Annotated in this window: 1 protein-coding gene; it reads left to right on the top strand. The window is 75.8% G+C overall.

From position 1 onward, the window contains the following. Nucleotides 1-7,805: amino acid adenylation domain-containing protein (locus tag ACWGIU_RS22915; RefSeq protein ID WP_453708565.1), on the top strand; the 7,805-nt coding region annotated here is incomplete at both ends.

Genomic DNA, 7,805 nt, shown 5'->3' with positions numbered 1-7,805 from the left:
CCGGCGTGGACGGCCGACCGGCCGACGCCCGCGAGCTGCTGCGCCGCCGTGTACGCGCCGCGCTGGAGAACTCGGCGGCCGGTCCGGCCACCGCGACAGCACCGGCCCCGGCTCCGGCCGCCGACGGGCCGGACACCGACCCCGTCGCCTCGTTCGCCCAAGAGCGGATGTGGCTGGTGGACCGGATGATGGACGGCACCCCCGGCTACGCGATCCCCGAGGTCGTGCGGCTGCGCGGCCCCGTCCGCCCGGAGCCGCTGCGCCGCGCCCTGACAGCTGTCGTGGCCCGCCACGCACCGCTGCGTACCGTCTTCGAGGAGCGCGACGGCGCCCCGCACCCGGTGGTCCTGCCCGCCCCGGCGGCCGTCCCGCTGCCGGTGCTGGACCTGGGCGCCGCCCCCCTCGCCGAACTGGAGGAGCGGGCCCACGCCCTGGCCCGGGAGGAGGTCCGCAGACCCTTCGACCTCGCGGCCGGCCCGCTGCTGCGCGCCCTGCTGATCCGGCTCGGCGCCGAGGACCACCTGCTGGTGCTGGTGGTCCACCACATCGCCACCGACGGCTGGTCCATGGGGCTGCTCTGGCGGGAGCTGTCCGAGGGCTACGCGGCCCTGCTCGCGGAGCGGCCCCTTCCGCAGGTGCCGCCGCTCGCCCTCGACTACCAGGCGTACGCCCGTACCCAGCGCGACCGGTTCGCGAGCGGCGCGATGAACGGTCAGCTGCGCTGGTGGGAGGAGCGCCTCGCGGGGCTGGAACCCCTCGAACTGCCCGCGGACCGGCCTCGGCCCACCCGTCGCAGCGGCGACGGCGCGAGCCTGGACTTCACCCTCGACGCGCACCTCACCACGCGGCTGCGCCGGATCGCCGAGGGCGCCGGAGCCACCCTCTTCATGACGCTCCTGGCCGGCTTCCAGGCCGCCCTGGCCCGCTACGCCGGCACCACGGACATCGCCGTCGGCACCCCGGTGGCCGGGCGCGACCGGGTGGAACTGGAACCCCTCGTCGGGTTCTTCGTCAACACCGTGGTGCTGCGCGCCGACCTGTCGGGCGAGGTGGGGTTCCGTGAGCTGCTCGGCCGGGTCCGCCGGGCGACGGTGGACGCGTACGACCACCAGGAGGTGCCCTTCGACCGGCTGGTGGAGCACCTGAGTCCCGAGCGGGTCGGCGACCGCAACCCCCTCGTCCAGGTGATGTTCGCGTCGGCCCAGGACGAGACGGCCGGGCTGCGGCTGCCGGGCCTGGACGCGCGGGCCGTGCGGACCGACTTCGGCGGATCGCTCTTCGACCTGAGCGTCTTCGTCTCCGAGGGCGCGCAGACGTGCTCCGGCTCGCTCGTCTTCGACACCGACCTGTTCGACCGGGCCACGGCCGAACTCGTCCTCGGACACTATCTGGAGCTGCTGGCCTCCGCCGCCGAGGAGCCCGACCGCCCCGTGGCCGAGCTGCTGCCCTCCGCCCCGACCGCGGCCCGGCTCGCGGCCGAGGGCCACGGCCCGGTCCGCCCGGACCTCGCGCCGGCCACCCTGGTGGAGCTGTTCGCCGAGCAGGTGCGGCGCACCCCCGGCGCCGAGGCCGTGGTCTGCGGCGCCGACCGCCTCAGCTTCGCCGAACTCGACTCCCGTTCCGACCTGCTGGCGGCCCGGCTGAGCGCCGCCGGGGTGGTGCGCGAGACCCCGGTCGCCCTGCTGATGGAGCGCTCGGTCCACCTCCCGGTGGCGCTCCTGGCCGTCCTGAAGGCCGGCGGACTCTACGTCCCGCTCGGCGAGGGGTTCCCCGTCGCCCGGCTGCACTGGATGCTGGAGCGGACCGGCGCCCGCCTGCTGCTCACCGATCCGGCTTCGGCCGGCCACGAGGCGGTCCGTACCTCGCCGGTGCCGGTGCTGGACGCGGCGGCCCCGGTGGACGGGGCTCCGGCCGGCCCGTTCCCGTACGTGCCCTGCGCGCCGGAGCAGCTGGCGTACGTGATGTACACCTCCGGTTCCACGGGAGAACCGAAGGGCATCGGCGTCACGCACGCCAACGTCGCGGCGCTCGCCCGCGACACCGCCTTCGGCGCCGCGCACCGAAGGGTGCTGGCCCACTCCCCGCTGTCGTTCGACGCCTCGACCTACGAACTGTGGGCGCCGCTGCTGTCCGGCGGGCTGGTGGTCATGGCGCCGCCCGGCCGGGTGGACACCGCCGCCCTGGCCCGGCTGGTGGAGGAGCACCGGATCACCTCGGTCTTCCTCACCGCCGCCTTGTTCAACCTGGTGGTCGAGGAGTGCGTGGAGCTGCTGACGCGGGTGCGCGAGGTGTGGACCGGCGGCGAGGCCGCCTCCCCGCACTCCTTCGCCCGGGCCCTGGAACAGGCTCCGGACACCGTCCTGGTCAACGTCTACGGGCCCACCGAGACCACCACCTTCGCCACGCGCCACCGGCTGGACCCCCGCGCCGGCGCCGTCGTGGACGGCCGGGTCCCCATCGGCACCGCCCTGGACGACACCCGCCTGTACGTCCTGGACGGGCGTGGCCGCCCGGTGCCGCAGGGCGCCGTCGGCGAACTGTGCATCGGCGGTACCGGCGTGGCCCGCGGCTACCTCGGCCGGCCCGGCCTGACCGCCGCGCAGTTCACCCCCGACCCGTACGGTGCCCCGGGCGCCCGGATGTACCGGACGGGCGACCTGGCCCGGCGGCGCCCCGACGGCACCGTCGACTACCTGGGCCGCGGCGACCAGCAGGTCAAGATCCGCGGACACCGGATCGAGCCGGGCGAGATCGAGGCCGAGCTGGCCCGCTGCCCGCGGGTCGGGCACGCCGCGGTGGTGGTCCGCGAGGACACCCCCGGTGAGCAGCGCTTGGTCGCCTACGTGGTGCCCTCGGAGGGGCAGGTGGCGGAACCTGCCGAGCTGCAACGGGCGCTCGCCGCACGCCTGCCCGCTTACATGCTGCCCTCGGCGATCATGCCGCTCGCGGCGCTGCCGGTGACGCCGAACGGCAAGCTGGACCGGCGCGCGCTGCCCGCGCCCCCCGAGGAGGGTGCGCGCCGGGCCGAGTTCGCGGCGCCGACGACCGCGACCGAGGAGCTCGCCGCGGCCGTGTGGGGCGAGGTGCTGGGCACCGGGCGCATCGGCCGCCACGACGACTTCTTCGCCCTCGGCGGCCACTCCCTGCGGGCCACCCGCGTCGTGTCGCGGCTCGGCGCCCGCCTGGGCACGGGCGTGCCGTTGCGACTGCTCTTCGAGCACCCGACGCTGGAGCGGTTCGCGTCGGCACTGGACGCCCTGCGCGGCGACGGCCGCGGCAGTGCCGCGGCGGCGAACCCCGTCACCGCGATCGGCGCCCGGCCGGCCGGGGAGCCCGCGCCGCTGTCGTTCGCGCAGCAGCGGCTGTGGTTCCTGGACCAGCTCCAGCCCGGCCGGCCCGACTACAACATCCCCGTCGCGGCCCGGCTGCGGGGCCCGCTGGACGCCGACGCGCTGGCCGCCGCGCTGTGCGCGGTGGTGACCCGGCACGAGGTGCTGCGCTCGCGGATCACCGAGGGCCCGCGCGGTCCCGTACAGGTCGTGGAGGCGCCGGAGGTCTTCCTGCCCGTCCGCACCGACCTGGGGGACCTGCCCGGCGAGGAGGCCCGTTCGCGGGCGCTCGGCCTGGCCCACGCGGATGCCGCCGCCCCCTTCGACCTGGGCTCGGCGCCCCTGCTGCGGGCCCGCGTGGTGCGAGTCTCGGACGACGAGCACCTCCTCGTCCTGGTCCTGCACCACACCGTCGGCGACGGCTGGTCGATGCCGGTGCTGTGGCGGGAGCTGTCCGGGGCCTACGCGGCCCTGCACCGCGGCGAGCGTCCCGTATTGCCGGAACTTCCGGTCCAGTACGGGGACTTCGCGTACTGGCAGCAGCGCCGGCTGGCGAACGGCGAGGCCGACGCGGGCATCGCCCACTGGCGGGCGGCCCTCGGCGGGCTCCCGGCCCTGGAGCTGCCCACCGACCGGCCGCGGCCGCAGGTGCGCTCGGGCGTGGGCGACGCCTTCGTCTTCGAGGTCCCGGCCGAACTCGCCCAGCGGCTCGGTGCTCTGGCCCGGGAGCGCGGGGCGACCCTGTTCATGGTGCTGCTGGCCGGTTTCCAGGCGCTGCTGGCCCGCTACACGGGCCAGACCGACATCGCGGTGGGCTCGCCCATCGCGGGCCGCGACCGCACCGAACTGGAGCCGCTCGTCGGCTTCTTCGTCAACACCCTCGTGCTGCGCACCGACCTGTCCGGCGACCCGGCCTTCGGCGAGCTGCTCGGCCGGGTGCGCCGGACCGCGCTGGCCGCCTACGAGCACCAGGACGTCCCCTTCGACCGGCTGGTGGAGGAGCTGCGGCCGGAGCGCGACCTCAGCCGCAACCCGCTCTTCGACGTCCTGTTCCAGCTCCATCCCGAGCAGCTCGCCGCCCTGCCGCTGGACGGAGTGGAGGTCGAGAGCCTCGACACCTCCAACGGGACGGCGAAGTTCGACCTCAGTCTCGCGATGACGGAGCACCCCGGCGGTCTGACCGGCACCGTCCAGTACGCGACGGACCTCTTCGACCGGGCCACCGTCGAGCGGTTCGGCGCGCACTACCTGCGGCTGCTGGCCGGTGCGGCCGAGACTCCCGACGCGCCGCTGTCCCGGCTGGACGTCCTGTCCCCGCAGGAACACGCCGCCCTGCTCGGGGAGGATCCGGGTCCACGGGCGGAGGGGCCGACGGCCCGGACCCTGCACTCCCTGGTGGCGGAACAGGCCCGGCTGCGGCCGGACGCGCCGGCCGTGACCTGCGAGGGCCGCACCATCGGCTACGCGGAGCTCGACGCGGCCGCCAACCGGCTGGCCCACCGCCTGCGGGAGCTCGGGACCGGCCCCGAGACCCGGGTGGCCGTGCTGGCCGGCCGCGACCCGCGCATGCTGGTGTGTGTCCTCGCGGTGCTGAAGGCCGGCGGCGCCTACGTGCCGCTCGACGCGGGACACCCCGCCGAGCGGCTCCGCACGGTGCTCGCCGACAGCGGCGCCCACCTGGTGCTGACCGCGGGCCTGCCCGCCGGGCCGCCCGCGGACGTGACCGGCGGCATACCGGTCCTGGACCTGGACCTGGAGGCCGAGCGGCAGCTGGTCGACGCGCTGCCCGCGACGGAGCCGGACGCGCCCGCCTCCCCCGCGCACCTCGCCTATCTGCTGTACACCTCCGGGTCCACCGGCCGCCCCAAGGGCGTGGCCGTCACGCACGCGGCCATCACCGGCTACCTGGCGGCACTGACCTCCACCTTCGGCCTCGGCCCCGAGGACGCGGTGCTCGCCCGTACCGCGCTGACCTTCGACCCGTCGGTACGTGACCTGTTCGCCCCCCTGACCACCGGCGGGCGGATCGTGCTGGCCTCGCAGGACGAGACCGGGGACCCGGACGCGCTGGCCCGGCTGCTGCACGGCGAGGGTGTGACGGCGCTGCTGTCGATCGTCCCGTCGATGCTGGAGCCGCTGGTCGCCGCCGCCGCAGCGGGGGGACCCGCGCCGGCGCTGCGGCTGGTGATGACCACCGGTGAGGCGCTGACGCCCGGCCTGGCCCGCACCGCGCACACCCTGGGCCTCCCCGGCCGACTGCGGCTGGTCAATCAGTACGGTCCGACGGAGTGCACCAACACCACCACGTACCACGTGGTGACCGACGCCGACATCGAGGCGGGCCGCATCCCCATCGGGCGGCCGCTGCCCGGCGCCCGTGTCCTCGTGCTCGGCGAGCACCTCGAACCGCTGCCCCGGGGCGCGATCGGTGAACTGTTCATCGCCGGACGCGGGGTGGCCCGTGGCTACCTCGGCGATCCGGCCCGCACCGCCGAGGCGTATCCGCCGGACCCGTACGGGCCGCCCGGGGCGCGCATGTACCGCACCGGTGACCTGGCGCGGCTGCGTTCCGACGGGGTGCTGGAATTCCACGGCCGCCGTGACAACCAGGTCAAGGTCCGGGGCCACCGGATCGAACTCGGCGAGGTCGAGGCCGCGTTGCTGCGCCACCCGGACGTGGGCCGGGCCGTGGCCGCCGCGCACGGCGAGGGCGCCGACCGGCTGCTCGCCGGGTACGTGGTGTGGCGGGAGGGCGGCGGCGATCCGGCCGCCGTACTGGACTTCGTCCGCGCGACCCTGCCGGCCGCGATGGTGCCCTCCTCACTGGTGGTGCTGGACGCGCTGCCGCTGACCCCGAACGGGAAGACCGACCGCAGGGCGCTGCCCGCGCCGCAGCCCGGCACGGGCGGCGGCCACCGGGCGCACGTCGCCCCGCGCACCCCGCTGGAACGAACGGTCATCGAGGTCTGGGAGGAGGTCCTCGGCGAGGGCCCGATCGGGGTCCGTGACCACTTCTTCGAGCGCGGCGGGCACTCCCTGCGCGCCACCCGGGTCATCTCCCGGCTGCGCGCCCTGCTCGACCGGGACATCCCGATGCAGCTGCTCTTCCGCCACCCGGTGGCCGAGGACCTGGCCCGGGCGCTGGACTCACCGGTCGCGGCGGACGCGACGGGAGCGGCGATCCCGGCGCTGCCCGAGGGGCCCGGCCCGCTGTCCTTCGGGCAGCAGCGGCTGTGGCTGCTGGACCGGCTCCAGCCGGGCCGGCCCGACTACAACATGCCCGGTGCCGTACGGCTGACCGGGGAGCTCGACACCGCCGCCGCCCTGGGTGCGCTGGCGGATGTCGTCGCCCGGCACGAGGTGCTGCGTTCGCGGATCGAGGAGACAGGTGAAGGGAGCGGCGAGGGGGCCTTCGCGGCCCGCGTCGTGCCCGGCCCGGCCTCCCTGTTCGCCCCCGCCTTCACCGACCTGTCGGCGCTGGGTGCGGCGGCGGCCGGGGAACGGGCGCGGGAGCTGGCCGCGCACGACGCCGCGCTGCCCTTCGACCTGGGGGCGGCCGGCCCGCTGCGGGCCCGGCTGGTGCGGATCGCGGCGCGGGAGCACCTGCTGGTGATCGTCGCCCATCACATCGCCTTCGACGGCTGGTCGGTGGGGGTGTTCTGGAGGGAGTTCTTCGCCGCCTACCGGGCCCGCACCGTCGCGGGGGCGGAGCCGCTGCCGGAACTCACCGTCTCCTATCGTGATTTCGCCTCCTGGCAGCGTGACCGCCTCGGCGGTGACGCCCTCGCGGACACCCTGGGGTACTGGCGCGGGCGGCTGGGCGGCCTCGTCCCGCTGGACCTGCCCACCGACCGGCCCCGGCCGGCCACGCCGTCCGGGCGCGGTGAGCAGTTCTCCTTCGTGCTGCCCGAGCCGCTGCTGCGGGGACTGCGCGACCTGGGGCGCCGGCACGACGCCACCCTGTTCATGGTGCTGCTGGCGGGCTTCCAGGCCCTGCTGGCCCGCTGGTCGGGCGGCGAGGACGTGGCGGTGGGCTCCCCCATCGCCGGCCGCGACCGCACCGAACTGGAGCCGCTCATCGGCTTCTTCGTCAACAACCTGGTGCTGCGCACCGACCTGTCCGGCGACCCGGCCTTCGGTGAACTGCTGGACCGGGCCCGGGAGACGGCCCTGGGGGCGTACGCCCACCAGGAGGTGCCGTTCGAGCGTCTGGTGGAGGAGGTGCGGCCGGAGCGCGACCTGAGCCGCAACCCGCTGTTCCAGGTGATGCTGGTGCTCGACGAGGAGGCCGCCGCGCCGCCCGCACCGCCCGGGCTGGACGTCGAACCCCTCTCACTGGCCAGCGGGGCCTCGAAGTTCGACCTCTCGCTGTACTTCGTCGAGGAGGAGGGCGCGCTGCGCGGCGAGGCCGTGTTCGCCACCGATCTCTTCGACCGGGGGACCGTCGAGCGCATGACGGCGGCGCTGTCCGAACTG

The sequence above is a fragment of the Streptomyces sp. NPDC054840 genome (assembly GCF_053611065.1).
This window is presented reverse-complemented; position numbering and strand designations above follow the sequence as displayed.